The organism is Planococcus sp. 11815 (assembly GCF_051096385.1).
Lineage (GTDB): Bacteria > Bacillota > Bacilli > Bacillales_A > Planococcaceae > Planococcus > Planococcus citreus.
Genome location: NZ_CP096991.1, coordinates 874,809 through 890,776 on the forward strand (window position 1 = coordinate 874,809; position 15,968 = coordinate 890,776).

Annotated in this window: 16 protein-coding genes; 8 read left to right on the forward strand and 8 right to left on the reverse strand. The window is 49.7% G+C overall.

Translation table 11 applies throughout. The annotated features are described in order from the left end of the window. Positions 1-192: 192 nt before the first annotated feature. Positions 193-993 (forward strand): SDR family NAD(P)-dependent oxidoreductase, encoded by an 801-nt coding sequence (locus M1Q06_RS04470; protein WP_434401901.1) that lies wholly within the window; start codon positions 193-195, stop codon positions 991-993. A 38-nt stretch (positions 994-1,031) separates the two neighbouring features. Here the strand turns inward: M1Q06_RS04470 and M1Q06_RS04475 are convergent, their stop codons facing one another. From M1Q06_RS04475 to M1Q06_RS04485, 3 genes are all read right to left on the reverse strand, one after another. Next, the gene (locus M1Q06_RS04475; RefSeq protein WP_434401903.1) at positions 1,032-2,846 is read right to left on the reverse strand and encodes an LTA synthase family protein; all 1,815 of its coding nucleotides are present in this window, start codon (positions 2,844-2,846) and stop codon (positions 1,032-1,034) included. Between the two features lie 140 nt (positions 2,847-2,986). Next, positions 2,987-4,312 (reverse strand): Glu/Leu/Phe/Val family dehydrogenase, encoded by a 1,326-nt coding sequence (locus M1Q06_RS04480; RefSeq protein ID WP_434401905.1) that lies wholly within the window; start codon positions 4,310-4,312, stop codon positions 2,987-2,989. Between the two features lie 90 nt (positions 4,313-4,402). Next, on the reverse strand, positions 4,403-5,260 hold the full coding sequence (locus M1Q06_RS04485) for a GNAT family N-acetyltransferase (protein ID WP_434401907.1): 858 nt from the start codon (positions 5,258-5,260) through the stop codon (positions 4,403-4,405). 254 nt (positions 5,261-5,514) lie between these two features. On the opposite strand from M1Q06_RS04485, the gene M1Q06_RS04490 reads away from it, so the two are divergent. Both M1Q06_RS04490 and M1Q06_RS04495 read left to right on the forward strand, forming a co-directional pair. Next, positions 5,515-5,937, forward strand: coding sequence for a hypothetical protein (locus M1Q06_RS04490; RefSeq protein WP_434401909.1), 423 nt, complete (start codon positions 5,515-5,517; stop codon positions 5,935-5,937). A 71-nt stretch (positions 5,938-6,008) separates the two neighbouring features. After that, the gene (locus M1Q06_RS04495; protein WP_434401911.1) at positions 6,009-6,449 is read left to right on the forward strand and encodes a VOC family protein; all 441 of its coding nucleotides are present in this window, start codon (positions 6,009-6,011) and stop codon (positions 6,447-6,449) included. Between the two features lie 47 nt (positions 6,450-6,496). Here M1Q06_RS04495 and M1Q06_RS04500 read toward each other — a convergent pair whose 3' ends face one another. Next, a complete protein-coding gene (locus M1Q06_RS04500) occupies positions 6,497-6,667 on the reverse strand; it encodes a hypothetical protein (RefSeq protein WP_434401913.1) in 171 nt (56 codons plus the stop codon). A gap of 92 nt (positions 6,668-6,759) precedes the next feature. Here M1Q06_RS04500 and M1Q06_RS04505 point away from each other — a divergent pair, with 92 nt between their 5' ends. The 3 genes from M1Q06_RS04505 to M1Q06_RS04515 all read left to right on the forward strand — a co-directional run bounded on the left by M1Q06_RS04505 (position 6,760) and on the right by M1Q06_RS04515 (position 8,814). Continuing rightward, positions 6,760-7,041, forward strand: coding sequence for a hypothetical protein (locus M1Q06_RS04505; RefSeq protein ID WP_434401915.1), 282 nt, complete (start codon positions 6,760-6,762; stop codon positions 7,039-7,041). A 67-nt stretch (positions 7,042-7,108) separates the two neighbouring features. Further along, positions 7,109-7,759 carry a hypothetical protein gene (locus tag M1Q06_RS04510; protein WP_434401917.1) on the forward strand — a complete coding sequence of 217 codons (651 nt, stop codon included), beginning with the start codon at positions 7,109-7,111 and terminating at the stop codon, positions 7,757-7,759. 191 nt (positions 7,760-7,950) lie between these two features. After that, positions 7,951-8,814 (forward strand): PPK2 family polyphosphate kinase, encoded by an 864-nt coding sequence (locus tag M1Q06_RS04515; RefSeq protein ID WP_434401919.1) that lies wholly within the window; start codon positions 7,951-7,953, stop codon positions 8,812-8,814. 50 nt (positions 8,815-8,864) lie between these two features. Here M1Q06_RS04515 and M1Q06_RS04520 read toward each other — a convergent pair whose 3' ends face one another. Further along, a complete protein-coding gene (locus M1Q06_RS04520) occupies positions 8,865-10,082 on the reverse strand; it encodes an EAL-associated domain-containing protein (RefSeq protein ID WP_434401921.1) in 1,218 nt (405 codons plus the stop codon). 247 nt (positions 10,083-10,329) lie between these two features. On the opposite strand from M1Q06_RS04520, the gene M1Q06_RS04525 reads away from it, so the two are divergent. Further along, complete coding sequence (locus M1Q06_RS04525) at positions 10,330-11,172, forward strand: YitT family protein (RefSeq protein ID WP_434401923.1); 843 nt, start codon at positions 10,330-10,332, stop codon at positions 11,170-11,172. A gap of 85 nt (positions 11,173-11,257) precedes the next feature. Here the strand turns inward: M1Q06_RS04525 and M1Q06_RS04530 are convergent, their stop codons facing one another. The 3 genes from M1Q06_RS04530 to M1Q06_RS04540 all read right to left on the reverse strand — a co-directional run bounded on the left by M1Q06_RS04530 (position 11,258) and on the right by M1Q06_RS04540 (position 13,567). Next, the gene (locus M1Q06_RS04530) at positions 11,258-11,854 is read right to left on the reverse strand and encodes a hypothetical protein (protein WP_434401925.1); all 597 of its coding nucleotides are present in this window, start codon (positions 11,852-11,854) and stop codon (positions 11,258-11,260) included. 12 nt (positions 11,855-11,866) lie between these two features. After that, positions 11,867-13,003 (reverse strand): CapA family protein, encoded by a 1,137-nt coding sequence (locus M1Q06_RS04535; RefSeq protein WP_434401927.1) that lies wholly within the window; start codon positions 13,001-13,003, stop codon positions 11,867-11,869. 186 nt (positions 13,004-13,189) lie between these two features. Beyond that, entirely contained in the window at positions 13,190-13,567 is a 378-nt protein-coding gene (locus M1Q06_RS04540; protein ID WP_121300569.1) for a YidH family protein, read from the reverse strand. 140 nt (positions 13,568-13,707) lie between these two features. Between M1Q06_RS04540 and M1Q06_RS04545 the strand changes: the two genes are divergently transcribed. Then, the gene (locus M1Q06_RS04545; RefSeq protein WP_434401929.1) at positions 13,708-15,741 is read left to right on the forward strand and encodes a Na+/H+ antiporter; all 2,034 of its coding nucleotides are present in this window, start codon (positions 13,708-13,710) and stop codon (positions 15,739-15,741) included. Positions 15,742-15,968 lie beyond the last annotated feature (227 nt).

Genomic DNA, 15,968 nt, shown 5'->3' on the forward strand with positions numbered 1-15,968 from the left:
AATCCAAATAGTGATGAAATTCGTCTTCAGCCATAAAAATAGCTGGAAGTGAAAAAAATGACAGCACTTGTGCACTTCCCATTAGTATATACTATATGACGCCTTTACGTCTCTTCTAAGCTGTCAGCCGCAACGCATGTTTAAATACACTGCGATCAAGGGAATGACTGCACACAAGGGAGGCGTATATCCATGGGTATTTTTGATAAACAAGCATTAGCAGAAAAGCATATTTTGGTCACCGGCGCGACTGGCGGCATCGGCTGGGAAACAGCCAAGGCAGTGGCGCAGATGGGTGCGAAACTGACGATCACTGGGCGCGATGCGGAAAAACTGAAGCAGTTGGAAAACGAATTGAAAACCATGATGGATGACAATCAACTGCACGCCCAAACGGCGGATTTGACGGATCCTCATAGCCGCGAGAATCTGATCAGAACCGCTGAAACACAACTCGGCTTTATCGGCGGCTTGGTCAATTCAGCCGGAGCAGCGGGCGGAAAGCAAGTGGAAGAACTGGACCAGGAATTTTTGGAACACTTGATGAATATCAATTACACATCGACATTTATGCTGACACAATTGGTATACCGGCGCATGATGGAAGAAGGCAGAGGCGATATTGTCAATCTCGCTTCTCTTTCAGGTCTTCGCGGAACTGCCGGAAACACGGCCTACGCAGCAAGCAAATTCGCGGTGGTTGGTTGGACGCAATCAATGGCCTTGGAAGCGATTGAGCATGGCATCCGAGTCAATGCAGTATGCCCGGGATATGTCGATACGGAAATGGCAAGGTCCAGCATCCGAAGAAAAGCGGAACGCAAAGGGATTTCGGTTGAGCAAGCGATGGAAGAAGCCCAGTCAGGAATTCCCTCAAACCGGCTATCAACTCCTCAAGAAGTCGCCCAAACGATTGTGTTCCTATTAACGGATGCCGCCCCGAATATCGTCGGTGAATCGGTGAAGATTTCCGGCGGCAGCGTCATGAGATAAAAAAGCGTTGGACTCAAGCTTGGAGTCCAACGCTTTTTTCATTGTTCGATATAGTCCAGCCCATTGTCTTCGATCACGGTATCCGAAATGCGCAATTGATCGAGCGCATCGTTGATATACGGCTCGCAATCCGCATCGTCGATTTTTTCACCGCTGTCGATTGAATAACATTCACCTGACCCAGGGGTAGACGTCAAGTCAGGCTCGAAATACACATCGCCTTTTCGGAACGAACCGTCGCGGAAAACGACGAGCCTTTCAGTATCCGACAGCAATGAAGTGCCGAGCATGAAGCCTTGGTCGATGCCCGCCAGTTCCAGGATGGTCGGTGCCAAATCGATTTGGCCGCCGGCGGTCTCAACCTTTTCGCCTTGTGGCAGGTTAGGCGGCTTGATCCACAATGGGACTTCCCGGAACAATTCAAATTGCTCTGTCGCTCCATTGGCGTCAAGCTCATTCGCCATTTCGCGGCCTTGTTCGGTCAACCCGCTATCGTGGTCGCCATAGAAAATGACCAACGAATCGTCCCACATGTCTTGCTGTTTCAATTCATCGACGAGCACTTCAACCGCACCGTCGACATAATGGATGGTGTGGTAATAATTTCGGGTCAATTCATTTTCATAACCTGGCAGCGACAACTCTTTTTTATCTTCAGGGATCGTAAAAGGGATGTGGCTGCTCAAGGCGATCATGAACGCGTAATACGGTTCTTCTAATTTTTGGATGTGTTCGACCGAAGTCCGGAAGAAATCTTCATCGTTGATCGCCATGCCGATTTTTTCCGTGTCGGGGTAATCCTTTTCGCTGAAGAAGCGGGAAAAGCCGATATGTTCATACACGGTATTGCGATTCCAGAAGCTCGCTTCATAAGCATGCATGGCCGCTGTATCATAGCCGCCTTTTCGCAAGGCTTCCGGAAGCGGGGCGAATGTGCTGTCAGGGAACCGTGTATAGACAGAGCCTGTGCGCAGCGGGTGGAGCGACGTGTTGATGACGAATTCTGCATCCGATGTGCGCCCTTCGTGGGTCTGATGATGGAAAGAAGGGAAATACAGCATTTCCTCCTCGAGCTGGTTCAAGTAAGGCGTCACTTCTTCACCGCCGATTTCCTGGCCAATGACAGAACGCTGCAGCGATTCCAGCTGGACGAGGATAATATTTGGCTGTTCGCCTTTGTTTTCTGTACTGACTTCTGCGGCAGCTTCCTGGAGCAGGGCTTTGTCCTGTTCGGATGGCTGGGGCTCGCGGAAAATGGAAACGACACCTTTTCCGAAATCATAGCCATGGTAGCCCCAAAACCCAAGCTCGTAGTATTCGCGCATATTGCTGGTAGCGTCTCCCGTCAGCCAGCGTTCGCCTTTTGCGATGCTTGTAAGGAGCGGGGCGGCAAATATCAAGAGGCCGACTGCAGCAATCACAGCTGCCAGTTTGCCGTTCGTCGCCTGCCTTGGCGCTAGGCTGCGCTTTTTCAAGGCAAAAATGAAGGCGAGAAACAGCAGGAAGTCAGCAAAAAAGAAAAAGTCCGTCCAGCGGATCAAGCTCAAAAAACCGCCGCCTACGTCATTCATTTGCGTCATCGAGGGAATCAATTGAACGGATAACAGATCCCCGAAATAGCGGTAATACCAGACGTCCGAAATCAGCAGGATGCTGTGCAGCGCCAAAAGCGACAGTAAAATCCAGCGCCGCTTGCGGGCATCAATCAATAAAGTCCAGCTCGAAAGAATCAATGCGCTCGAGAAGCTGATCAGAAAAAAGCCGAAGTTGAACGGCGTATCGGTGTATAAGCTGAAGAGAAATAATTTAAATGCGGAAAAGGCCAAATAGACCCAGTAATCGATTGTTTTCATCGTCGTGCTCCTTTTCTGGCGGTGAGGGCCTTTCCTATTCACTACCTGTAAACAGGCGTTCGGAAACATCGGCGGGCAAAAAGAAAAAAGGGGCTGCCCCAAGAGCCCTGTTTAATGAGCTCTTGGAACAGCCTCTTCTCCTAAATCCAGCCGCGTGCTTCCATCGCTTGGGCAATGCGTTCAACAGCGACCAAATACGCTGCTTCGCGCATCGTGCAGCCTTTTTGTTCTTTCATTTCGTAAACATCGTCAAAAGCCTCTGTCATTTCGGTGTGGAGCCGTTCATTCACTTCCTGTTCGGTCCAGCGCAGATGGGTCGTATTTTGCACCCATTCGAAATAGGAAACCGTGACGCCTCCCGCATTGCACAGAATATCCGGAATGACGGTGACGCCGTTCTTTTCCATCGCGGCGTTGCCGTCCGGTGTCGTGGGCCCATTCGCCGCTTCCGCTACGATCTTGGCGCGGATGGTCGGGCCGGTAGCTGAAGTGATCTGGTTTTCAAGCGCGGCAGGCACCAATATGTCCACATCGGCTGCGAATAATTCCTCATTGCTGAGCGATTCGTAGCCATTGTATCCGGCAACCGTGCCCGTCGTTTGGGCGTAGCCGATCAACTCTTCGATCGGCAGGCCATCCTTATGATAGATGCCGCCGCCAGCGTCGACAATGCCGAGCACTTTCACGCCGCGTTCATGTAATAATTTGGCGGTGATCGATCCGACGTTCCCGAAGCCTTGAACGACTGCAGTCATTCCTTCGAGTTCAAGCCCCATTTTCTTGGCGGCATCTTCGATGGTGAAGACGACGCCGCGTCCGGTCGCTTCGACGCGTCCTTCCGATCCTCCAAGAATCAAAGGCTTGCCGGTGATCGTGCCGGGCACGTTTTTCCCTTTCAGCCGGGAAAATTCATCAATCATCCATCCCATGATCTGAGGCGTCGTGTTGACATCCGGCGCCGGGATATCTTTTTCAGGCCCCATGATCGGTTCGAGTTCGCGGATAAAGCCGCGGGACAATTCCTCGAGTTCCCGTTCGGACAGCTCTTTTGGATTGACGACGATTCCGCCTTTACCGCCGCCGTATGGGATTCCGAGAATGGCCGCTTTCATCGACATCCATATCGATAAGGCTGCGACTTCGTCTTCTGTCACGCCCGGGTGGAACCGGACGCCGCCTTTTGTCGGGCCGAGCACGTCCAAATGCTGGGAGCGATAGCCTTCGAATTCGCGATATGTCCCGTCATCCATGCGTACGGGAATCGATACTTTCAAGATGCGCTTCGGCTTTTTGAGAATTTCGTATACACCTTGTGGCAGCTCGAGTTCTTGGGTCGCCACTTCGAGCATGCGCTGGACGATTTCAAGCGGGTTCGAAAGCTCGACGCCGTTTTTCACTTCCTTTACCGGCATTTCCTGCTTCAAATCTTCTGCTACTTCTTCTTGGCGATGTTCCTGCTGTGTCATTATGTTCTCCTCCTTGGGTGTTTTCCTTCTATACTCTATGTCTTCCTATTAAGAATGAGCCTTAAACATTTAGAAGGGGAGGAGAACAACTTAATGGATATCCGTGCCGTATAAAAACCAGGGGGAGGGCAAATCGAAAGGATGACCTTCCGGCAATGTTCCTGTTTGTTTGCGGGTCAGATCCATCCAGACAAAAGCGCCTTCCTCAGAACCACGGCGGATGTTCTCGAGTGGTGCGTGCAAGGTTTCCCATAACCCTGGCTGTTCGAATAAATCGTCCCAAGGGTAAAGTGTATGCAAGTAATCGTATTTCTTCACATCGTGTTTGGTGATGACGATCCGGTCACGGGCCGGATTTTCATAGAAGTCCCATTGTGCAAGCGCTTGGCCAGAAAAAAGATCCGGGCTTGCAGGAAACGGGTAATAGCATTCGAATGGAAAAACCCGTCCCGAACGGATGTAGACCGCCTCGAGCCAGCGCATTTTTTCCTCGGTGCTTTCGATTTTGCGCCAAACTGCCGCGCCGCTTTCGAAAGTTTCCACATTTGTTGCGATGGCGGAAAACAATTCAGCTTGTCGGGACAGCCCGATTTTTTCCAGGACGCGCTGTGCCGGGAGATTGAACTCCTGTGTATTGGCGCCGACAAAACGGATGCCCGGATGATCGAGTGCCGCATCCCGGACATGGGCCATCAGCTTGGATGATAGGCTTTGGCCGCGGAAGCGCACATCGCTCCGCATGCGCCCAAGCATGGCATAGCTCCCTGCGAAAATGGTATAGCCGCCGATACTCGCCAGGCGGCCGTCATGGAACAAACCGAATAAACGGTTCGGCCCTGTGGAAATCCGGTCGAATACCCGGATGACATAATCATCATCGATGCCCGTATCCATGGCCTGCAAAGCCTGTAAGTCATCCTCGGTCAACTGGCGGATCGTTTCGTTCATGTATCGTCACTCCTTAAGTGGTCAATAGTTGCATAATAATTTTAGTGTATTCCGGCCATGACTACAAAGCGCAAACAGCCATGAAACGAAAAAATTTTTAAGGGGCCGGCATCCCGATTCTGCAAAGCACCCGTTCTGATTTGGATGGGCGGCAGGGGAAACACAGGATGGCGGCGAACTAAACGGAATAGCGAATTGTTTTCCGGAATGCTGGGCAGCTGAAAAAAGTCCGGGAACGACAAGGAGGGAAGGCGTTGGAAAACTGGAAAGCGGTGGAATTGGTCAAGGATCTATTGTTCGGCTTGGGGCTTTATGCATTGATCACTGTTGTCGGGCTGTTGGTGACGATGGTGACTTCTGGTAGTTCGGACACGCTGTTATTGAACGATGACGTAAGAGGTGATATGGCAACAAGCACATTAATGTGGATGGTGGCACCCGCTTTTTTGTTGTCATTGGGCTTGGCCGCGCTAAGACGCATCCGGATGAAAAATGCGGCTCTTCGCATCAGCATCGTCTGGGCAGTGCTTTTATTGTTTTTGTATTTGGTGGCGGCTTTATGGAGCGGCATTTTCACGGTACTCATCGCTTCGGTATCGTTTTATCTATTCTTGGTGGCCATCTTTTTGGGGCCGATCGTCTATTCATTTATGAAAAAATTACCCGCCTGGAAGTAAATGCACGAGTTTAGTGCTAGAAATGGAAGGGAAAAGAGGACGATACGGACAGTTCAAGAGGGGGCGAAGAAGTGGCGATCCATCCACAAATCATTTTTAACGGAAACTGCAAAGAAGTGTTGTCATATTATGAAGGCGTCTTTGGCGTATCCGATGTTTCCGTCATCCATTACGGCGACAACCCGGGATCGAAACTCGACGAGGATTTAAAGGAATTGATCTTGGAGGCGGCGATTCCGCTCTATGGCAATTACTTGCTGCTATCGGACGCGATGCCAGGCAAGCCGGCGACATTCGGCAGCAATTTCCACGTGTCCATCCGTTCGGAAGAGCTGGGCGAAATGAAAGCCGATTTCAAGAAGCTGGCAGAAAGCGGCAAAGTGATCTTTGAATTCGAGGAGAGCTATTGGAGTGAAGCATACGGCGTCGTAGAAGATAAATTCGGCGTGCAATGGCAATTCGATTACCGCAAATCTGAAGCGGGAAACACACAACAAAATCCAGGTGAATAAACGAAACCCCATCGCTCAGGCGATGGGGTTTCGTTAGCTGAAGAAGTTTACGGCTGGAAATGGGATGACAGCATTTCGGATAAGGTGACTGTTGTCTGAAATTCAATTCCCGCTGAAGCAAATCCTCCGACAAAACGGTTATAGAGCGTAATGGCAAAATAGAATCCGATGAACAACAGCGCCGACACCATCAACAAAATCACGAATGTTCTGGTCATCTGGAGTTCCTCCATTTCTAATGTATGCAAAGCTTTCGCGGCCAAGGCCCGGCAATTACAACGGCAGCTAGAAAAATAGCAAGTTCAGTAAAATGGTCAATACAATCGAGAGGATAATTGAAATCAATAAACTCCCCATACAGGAAATGCGCATAAAAAAGACCGCCTTTCTTTCAGATCGCCATCAGGAAGAGGATGGTGGATCAATGACAAGCAAATTGGATGAGCTGGTGATGCTTTTAGGTAGTTTACCCGAAAAAAGCGCGGGGCTAACTTTTCAAACTGGGGGAGGAAGAGGTGTGCTATTGGCCAAGCAAAACGCGAAAAATGCCATAGCTTTGTCGAATTTTGTCTTAATTTCTTGGTTTCTTTAAAAAAACGGATGCTATTTTTAATGTTTTTTGTTACAATCGTGTTACGAATAGATGTCCGGAGGGTAACATGGCTAATTACAATCAATTTTCAGACGGTAATCCGCATAATGAATCCAATCGAATCGAAGCGGAAAAAAGCAACGAAACCGGTGCTGAACCGCCAAATTTTCGACCTAATAAAAAAGATCCAGAACGCCGCAAACTTTGGCTGAAGGCCGGTGGCGGTATTTTACTGTTGTTCATCCTATGGAATGTGTATTCCTTCGCGAGTTATGTTGCTCCGTGGAGTGATGAACGCTCTGCGGATGATGCCAAACAGGATGAAATCCAGCAGTATATTTTCCAAAGCGAGAAAAGCGAGGAAGTGCTCAAAGAAGTGAGCAATTCACTGATTCGCCTGTATGACCATAATTCACTCACCGAACTCCATATCAATGAGATGGAGGAAAAGTTGGAGCAATTGTCCAAAGAACTCGACACGGACGATCCACGTCTTGCACAATTGGAATCCTATCATTTTGCCCAAATCGAGTTGACGCGTGAAATGACAAAGACTTTGCAGAAAAACCAGGTCGAGGAAATCCATGAGAAACTGGATGAAATCCTGGACCGCCAAAAAGAGCAAGCGGACGACAAAGCCGAAATCTTGATTTCCTTGATGGAACAAGAAGACATTACGTATGAACAGAAGGCAGACGGTTCGATTGCCTACGAATAGTCCACAATTGAAAAAGCTCCTTCGAGACTCTGTATGGGTTTCGAAGGAGCTTTTTTGTACAAGTTGTGTGTAGCCTTTGCTAGCTTGTGGTGGGAAAATATTAAATAACAGATTGAGAAAAAAGCCCTGTAATTCCAAATGCTGAAAAAGGGTATGGAAAGAAAACCAATAATATTTCAAGGAGTGATTTCATGGATACCCAACAATACAAAGTGAAGGCTGGACGCAAAGTGGATTTGAAAGACTGGCCGACACGTGAAGATAAAGGCACCGAACCCGGGCAAATCGAACAGCAATTGAAGGATACGATCGAAGAACTGAAAAAATGGCATGTCCGGCTTCATGCAGAAGAAGAAAAAGGAATTGTGGTGGCCCTTCAGGCAATGGACGCGGCTGGAAAAGATGAAGCTATCACTTACCTGTTCTCGAACTTGACCGCCCAAGGGCTGAAAGTGACGACGCTCGGAAAACCGACCGAAGAGGAATTGAAGCATGATTATTTATGGCGCTTGCACAAAGCTTTGCCAGAGCGCGGGCAAATCGGAATTTTGAACCGTTCCCATTACGAAGAAGTGATTGCGACGCGTGTCCATAATCTCCTTGAAGAAGAGCCGCTGCCCAATCAATTGATCGACGGCGAAGTTTGGAACCGGCGCTATCGCCAGATCAATGACTTCGAACGTTATATGTTCGAGAACGGTTTTCCGTTTGTGAAATTCTTTTTTAATATTTCCAAAGAAGAACAAACTGAGCGCCTGCTCGAACGCATGAAAAACCCAGAGAAGAATTGGGAGTTTTCCTTCAGCGATGTCGAAGAACGCGAGCATTGGGCGGATTACCAAGACATTTTTGAGGATATGCTGACAAACACGTCTACAGAACATGCTCCTTGGTATATATTGCCGGCAGATGATGAGATGTATTCCCGTTTGATCATCGCCCAGGTGATGGTGGAAATGCTGGAGGAAATCAACCCGGAACTGCCTGAGATCAGTGGTGAGCAAAAAGACAAACTTAAGCATTACATCGACAAGCTGGAAAAGGAAGCGAAATGACAAAACCCGAAGCGGCATATGCTGCTTCGGGTTCCTTTTTTGACTGTGATTTATTGAAACAATAAATAATCATTTTCAGAAATAAATTCGTAGCTTAAATCGATGAACAGGAAGCATTCGTCCGATAGCGGATAGCTGAATGTGCGGATCATTTCCCCTGTTTCGATATCGGCGTAGATGTCCGAAAGCCGTCCTTTATGACTCGCTTTCATAAGCATCATATTCTCCAGGAAATATGGGCGGAAAGCCCAGTGTGAACCGATTTGCTGCGGTTCGCCTTGCCAACTGCCGGCGGTTTTCCGAAAGTTGGAGGAAACTTGCTCCCCGTCGCCATTGCAAATATAGATGCGGAAACTTTCCGCTTCGAAAAGCGGCAGCACTTCCTGGATGAACTGGTCGGCATAGTCTGGGCTTTGCCATTTGCCCATCAAGCGTTTGAGTTTTTCTTCTGAACGGGCGGTATAGGCCAAGCGTTCGCCAACCATTGCTTTTTCGCGGTGGACGAATTCCTTTACTTGATCGCCCACATGGATGGACAAGGAATCCGTCGTCAGCAGGGCAGGGTCCGGATGGGCCAAATAATAGCCTTGGTAATAATGTCCGCCGTGTTTCCAAGCGAAATACAATTGATGGTTGTCTTCTATGTATTCGTATAACAGGCGGGCGCCAATGCGGTGGGCAAGCATCGATAAGGAATGGATGATGTCCTGGAATGCATCGGGCTGATGGTGGCGGCTGATGCTCATATCAATTTTCAGGATATGCGGCCGCAACTGGCGGATGCGGTCGATGTTCGAACTTTTCGCGCCCACATGATCGACAGCAATCTGGATGCCGTAAGTTTTGAAATACAAAAGCAAGTGGTTGAGTGTATCGAAATCATCATTGAAATCGTGCTCGGTAATTTCAAGGACGATGCGTTCGAGCGGGAATCCGCGTTTGCGGTATTCGAGCAAGGTTTTCAGGAAATCTTCGCCGTCTCCTGCCATCAGTTGGCGGGCGTTGCGATTGATGAACAACAGGCAGCCGTTGTTTTGCAGCAGCAATTGATCGAGTGCCATTTCGAGCAGTCTTTGGTCCACTTCAGTTTTGTACTCGTCCGGAACTTCCGGGTCGTTGAAGAATTCGCCGAGTGATTTGGTTCCGTCCGGTTCTAAGTAGCGGCCGAGCAGTTCGTAGCCGATGACGTCGTGTTTGACGGCACTGACGATCGGCTGGAACACTGGCATGATTTTGTCCATATTGTCGATGATGTCTAACGGATCCATAATATCTCTCCTCGCCGTGCACTGTCTTCTTCTATTTTAGTCTTAATTTTTCTGGCATTCAATTGAAGCTTTTGAAACACTATTCAAATGACGAATATTCCGTGAATGAAAAGAAACTGTAAATCCGGTCAGAAGTGCTTGCTTTTCTATGATCGCACCCCCTATAATGTGAATCGCTGCCTTGCCTCATCGCCTTCAACGGAATGCAGGCATCGCTCATTACCATTAGATGAACGGAGAATATGAAATGGACAAATTTTACCGCCTCGGGGCAATTTTCATTGCTTCCATTGTTATGGCGATCGCTTTTAATATGTTTTTACTGCCACATGAAATTCTATCAGGGGGCGTCACCGGCATCGCCATGATCTTCGGTTTGATGACGCCGGTCAACTCGGGGATTTGGTTGATTTTGCTGAACCTGCCGATCCTGGTTGTCGGGTGGATGAAACTCGGCAAGACCTTTATCGCCAATAGTATTTTCTCGGTGGCCGTCACGTCGATTGCCATGCTGTATATCCCGATTGTCCAAGTGACAGAAGATGCCTTGTTGTCATCGGTCTTCGGCGGCGTCATTTCAGGCGCTGCAGTCGGGATCATCATCCGCTTTTACGGGTCGACCGGCGGCTTTGACGTCATCGGCCTGTTGCTGACAATGAAACGCGACATCCCGCTTGGTTTTATGGTGTTCACTTTGAACAGCGGCGTCGTGTTCATCTCGGGCTTTATCTTCAACTGGGAGCTTGCGATGTACACGATGGCATCAATTTATATCACGGGCATCGTCGTCGACCGAATCCATACGCGCCATATTAAGCTCAGCTTGATGGTGGTGACGGCAAAAGGCGACGAAGTGAAGAAGAAACTATTGACGAACCTGTACCGCGGGATTACGGTAACGGACGGGGAAGGCGCGTATACTGGCGCCAAGGTGAAAGTGCTGCATAGCGTCATCACCCGTTACGAGCTGGCATTTGTCCGGCCCTTGATCCGGGAAATTGACCCGAATGCCTTCGTCAGCATCACCGAGACGATGGAAGTGGTCGGGAACTTCCGGCGAGATGAAAACTATAAGAAAAATCAGATGTAATGGAAAAAGCCGTCCGGAAAAAGTGCGAAGACACTTTTCGGGACGGCTTTTCCTTTGCTTGCTGAATCCCTCACATGACAGGCAGCTACTGCGCTACCTCAACAAACACGCGGTACACCACTTCATCAAATAAATCGCGGCCATGTCCTGGATAAATCTCGCGGTATTGGAAGTTGCGGCGCTTCAAGGCATTCGCCAACAGGAAATGATCGATTTTCTGAAAAGCATCCCCGGCCGATTCAAGCTTTTTGGAGCTGCGCAATTGAACCGATAGCCCATCTTCGAACTCCTCGAATGCCGCTTCGGGAAGCAGCGGGAACTTTCGCTCTTTGTGGATCAAATTGAACGCACGGTCGATCGTTTCGTTATCGATGAAATCCGGCTGGCGGACCATCAACGAGAAAGTTGCCGGCCGCCCGTCTTGGTTGTCTGTATGGTAGAGCGTTTCCGGCGGATAAATGGAGTAATCCGCAAATCCAGGCGGGCAATAGCCGTGTCCTGGCATCGCCCGAACCGCTTCCGACAGGGCAGTCAATACGCGAAGGCGTTCGTGGAAATCCCCAGACCCGATGCTTCCATGGCCGTCGATGACAAAATAGAATTGTTTCGGGATGTGTAGGGCGTGGGCTTCGGCGGCAGGGGTATATATTTTTCGTTCCTCCGTTTTCCAGTCCTGCATCATCAATTCACTCCTTTATTCGCGGAATTCCAGTTCTGTCATCCAAGTGGCAAGATGGGCTTTCGTATTGGCGTTCCATTCGTCATTGATGTCTTTCAATAATAAAACTTCAAAATCCGTAAACCTGTCGTGCTGGACAAAGGTCGGGGTGAACGATGGGTTGGTGATGGCGATGCTTGAGCCTTCAGGAGTTTCCAGTTTCTCGATATCCACATGGGCAATGCCGCCAATCCGCCGTTCGACGCCTTTTTGCCCAGACAGGAAATTGCCGAGTGAGTAAAAGACGAAGCTGCGCCGTCCATCTGCAGTGTCAATCCAGGCAGGCGGCTGGAGGACGTGAGGGTGATGGCCCAGGATGATGTCTGCGCCGTTCTCAGCGGCAAACAGGGCGAGGTCCGCTTGTTCTTGCGTCGGCATCGGTTCGTATTCATTGCCAAAATGGAGGCTTAACACCGTTACATCGGAATGCTTTCGCGCATACGCCAAATCCTGTTGGATCAACTCCCGGTCGATGCGATTGACTAAATGTGGCCGGCCGGCGGGTGTCGGGACGCCGTTGGTGCCGTATGTATATGATAAAAATGATAAAGTGATGCCGTTGCGCTCAATCACCGGAATGTCGGCACGCTGTTTTGCGGACAGGTGAGAACCGGTTGACACCATGCCGATATCCCGCCAATGGGAGATGGCGTTCTCGATTGCCTGGACACCGCGGTCCAAAGTATGATTATTCGCCATGGAGACAACATCGATTCCGGCGTTTTTCATGGCATCCCCCAGCTCGAACGGGCTATTGAATGATGGATAGGTAGATACACCGATTTCGCTGCCACCGATAATGCTTTCGGAATTGGCGACGGTGATATCTGAAGAGTCCAGGAAAGGCTGGATTGGCGCAAACATGGAATCGAAATTATACCCGTTGCCTGTCTTGGCATCTTCGTAAAGCGGCTCATGGATGAGTACATCACCGATTGCCGACAAGCTCACCCGGTGGTTTCTCGCCAATCGCTCAGGCATCACCGCAAGCGGAGCAGTGCGCAAAGTAAATTCATGCGGGGCGGAGTCAGCCGCCGACGGCTGTTCACCGCTGATAGCCAAAGTTCCGATAGCAGCCAGGCAAACGATAAACCATTTTGGGAGAGTCGCCATGAGTCAATTCCTTTCGGGTGTCCTGCCCAGACAACAGGGCGGGAACAGCGTGTATTCGTCAGATCGATTGATTTCAGAATACTATATCCGTGAGGAAATAACTAGGAGTTTTATGGGTTAAGTATGATAAATATCCTGTCTTTTAGCGGCAGATCTGAAAGCTAATAAACTTCAGCCGCAAATGATTCACATAATGATAAAGAAATAGATGATGACCATGATAATCATGATCGACAGCATCGTGGAAATCATGCTGATGCGCAAATTCGAGGAGTAGAACGTTTCCTGGATGATCTGTTGGCGTTTTTCCCGGTAAGTGCGCGTGGCCGTAAAAATAATGACCAGGCCGAAAATACAAGCGAAGATGCCGAGTATGATCGTGAACAAATCGACAAATGGATTGCGCACGACGCCCATCGTGAAATGCAGGCTCGTGGCCAGGAACCCGACGCCGACGATGGAAATCGCTGTGCGGATCCAAGCGAGATAGGTGCGCTCGTTGGCGAGGTGCTGCTGGGTATAAGTCAGTTGGTTTTTTTCCTTGCGGTAGGATTGACGTGACAAGTTCTGGACCTCCTTCGACTGGTACTTTCTTCTAGTTTACCCGAAACGGATGTATTCTGATTAGAAATTAAGCAAGAAATGGATAACCGAAAACATAAACGGGGTATACACATATCATCACAAGTAAATGGGGAATATCGATGGAATTATTGCTGACTATCCTGGTCCTGCTGATCGCGCTTCTCGTCTCCAATGTAGTGAGCCACTACGTGCCGCAAGTGCCGGCAGCGCTTATCCAAGTGGCGCTCGGGACGATCATCGTGCTGGTCTTCGAGGATTTTACATTTGAATTGGAAGCCGAATGGTTTCTGCTGCTGTTCATCGCACCGCTCCTGTTCAACGATGGGCGGCATTTTCCGCGCGAGGAATTATGGCGCATGCGGGGGCCGATTTTCGGCAACGCCGTCATCCTGGTGCTGCTGACGACCTTGATCGGCGGTTACTTTATCCACTGGCTTATTGAAGACATTCCGCTTGCCGCTGCGTTCGCACTCGCTGCCATCCTATCGCCGACGGACCCTGTGGCCGTGAATGGCATCTCGCAGCGCGTCCGTATCCCGAGCAATGTCCTGAGCCTAGTGCGCGGTGAGTCGCTGATCAATGACGCCTCGGGGCTCGTCGCATTCAATTATGCAGTCGCCGCAGTCGTCACTGGGACCTTCTCGCTATACTCCGCTATTTTTAATTTCTCCTATAAGTTTTTGGCGGGTGCACTTCTTGGAGCTGTGATCGCTTTGCTGTTCGTCGGTATCCGCTTATTGTTCCGCAAACAAGGGATTAATGATGTTACGTTCCATTCGCTATTGCAAATCATGACGCCGTTTATCATCTTTGTCATCGCGGAAGAGTTGTTAGGCGCATCCGGCGTTATCGCCGTGGTCGTTGGGGGAATTGTCCATTCGCTTGTGCAGGAAGATACCGAAGCGCTGGTCGCAGAAGAGCAGATGCTGACGGAAAATATTTGGACGATCATCACCTTCGTGCTGAACGGCATCATCTTCTTGCTGCTCGGGCTCAACATCCCGGGCGCGATGAGCGGCGCGTTGGAAAATCCGAGTATGGATGAAAGTGTCTTGCTGTCGTATGTATTGGCGATTACCGCTATGCTGCTCGGCATCCGTTTTATTTGGGCCTATTTATTCTCCCATTATGAATACCGCTTCGGCAAAATGGAAGACGCTGCAAAGCCGAGCCTCAAGCTGACTTTATTCGTCAGCCTGACGGGCGTCCGCGGAACAGTGACCATGGTCGGGATTTTGTCCTTGCCGATGATCATTGAAGGCGGCTATATTTTCCCGCAGCGTTCATTGCTGCTGTTCCTGGCAGTCGGGACGATCCTCCTGACACTGCTGCTCGCGACCGCTTGCTTGCCATTGCTCAGCAAAGGCAAATTGGCGGGAAGCGATGACGGTGATACAATCGATTTGGAAGAAGCGCGGCGGCGCATTTTGCTGGCATCGATCGCCCGCATCAAATCGGAAATGACCGAAGCGAATGAAACGGCAGCTTATGAATTGATGGATGAATACCGTTTGCGTTTCCAGCAAGTCCAGCCTGAAGGCGAAGAAGCGAAAGAGGCGAACAAGAAATACCAGCGCCGCATGAAGGAAGTGCGGCTGCGGGCTTTGAAAGCCGAGCGCCGTTTTATCGAGAGGCTGAAGAAGACAGAAGGGATGGAACGGGAGGTCTATGCGGCTTTCGAGCATTCGCTGAACCGACGTGAGGAAGCGATCGCCCATAACGCCCGTTCAACTCTATTGTATTTACAAGGCAAGCTGATCCGCGCATGGCGCAGGTTCCGCGGGGAAAACTGGCAGGATGAGGAAATTCGCCTGGTTGAATACCAGGTCGGCCGCGAGGTGCAATTGAAGGCACTTGAAGCCGCCCTGGAGAATTTGGAAGCCTATCATCAAAAAGCATCCCGCAAAGACATCGTCGAAGCAGTTTTGACCGAGTACCGGAAAATGATCAGCCGTCTCAAACGGCCCGAAACCTTGTACGATGAACGCTACGAGATGCAAAAAGAAGAGTTGCGCATCAATGTCATGGACATGGGACGCGCCAAAATCTACGATATGTATGATGCTGGGGAAATCACACGGCAGCAGGCAAAAGAATTAAGGAAATACATCAATTACATCGAGAGCGTCACCTTGTACGATCCGACGGAATAAAAGCAGAAGCTCAGGCTTCTGCTTTTCAGGCTGTCGAGAAACTAAGGAAACCGTATTTTCCGAAGCTTATCGCTCGCTTTCCGTGGGGCGGGAATCGAGTCTCCTCGTCACTGCGTTCCTGCGGGGTCTCTCAAACCCGCTAGTCCCACAGGAGTCGAGCGAATGCTTCTCCAAATACTCAGATAGAACATTGATTTTTGAATGTAGAAATGATGATTCCCTTTTTC

Bases quoted from the DNA above. Each gene is read 5' to 3' on its own strand.
- M1Q06_RS04525 (WP_434401923.1), top strand. From the start codon at position 10,330: ATGGACAAATTTTACCGCCTCGGGGCAATTTTCATTGCTTCCATTGTT.
- M1Q06_RS04475 (WP_434401903.1), bottom strand. From the start codon at position 2,846: ATGAAAACAATCGATTACTGGGTCTATTTGGCCTTTTCCGCATTTAAA.
- M1Q06_RS04505 (WP_434401915.1), top strand. From the start codon at position 6,760: ATGGTCAATACAATCGAGAGGATAATTGAAATCAATAAACTCCCCATA.
- M1Q06_RS04510 (WP_434401917.1), top strand. From the start codon at position 7,109: ATGGCTAATTACAATCAATTTTCAGACGGTAATCCGCATAATGAATCC.
- M1Q06_RS04530 (WP_434401925.1), bottom strand. From the start codon at position 11,854: ATGATGCAGGACTGGAAAACGGAGGAACGAAAAATATATACCCCTGCC.
- M1Q06_RS04500 (WP_434401913.1), bottom strand. From the start codon at position 6,667: ATGACCAGAACATTCGTGATTTTGTTGATGGTGTCGGCGCTGTTGTTC.
- M1Q06_RS04535 (WP_434401927.1), bottom strand. From the start codon at position 13,003: ATGGCGACTCTCCCAAAATGGTTTATCGTTTGCCTGGCTGCTATCGGA.
- M1Q06_RS04520 (WP_434401921.1), bottom strand. From the start codon at position 10,082: ATGGATCCGTTAGACATCATCGACAATATGGACAAAATCATGCCAGTG.
- M1Q06_RS04485 (WP_434401907.1), bottom strand. From the start codon at position 5,260: ATGAACGAAACGATCCGCCAGTTGACCGAGGATGACTTACAGGCTTTG.
- M1Q06_RS04470 (WP_434401901.1), top strand. From the start codon at position 193: ATGGGTATTTTTGATAAACAAGCATTAGCAGAAAAGCATATTTTGGTC.
- M1Q06_RS04545 (WP_434401929.1), top strand. From the start codon at position 13,708: ATGGAATTATTGCTGACTATCCTGGTCCTGCTGATCGCGCTTCTCGTC.
- M1Q06_RS04480 (WP_434401905.1), bottom strand. From the start codon at position 4,312: ATGACACAGCAGGAACATCGCCAAGAAGAAGTAGCAGAAGATTTGAAG.
- M1Q06_RS04515 (WP_434401919.1), top strand. From the start codon at position 7,951: ATGGATACCCAACAATACAAAGTGAAGGCTGGACGCAAAGTGGATTTG.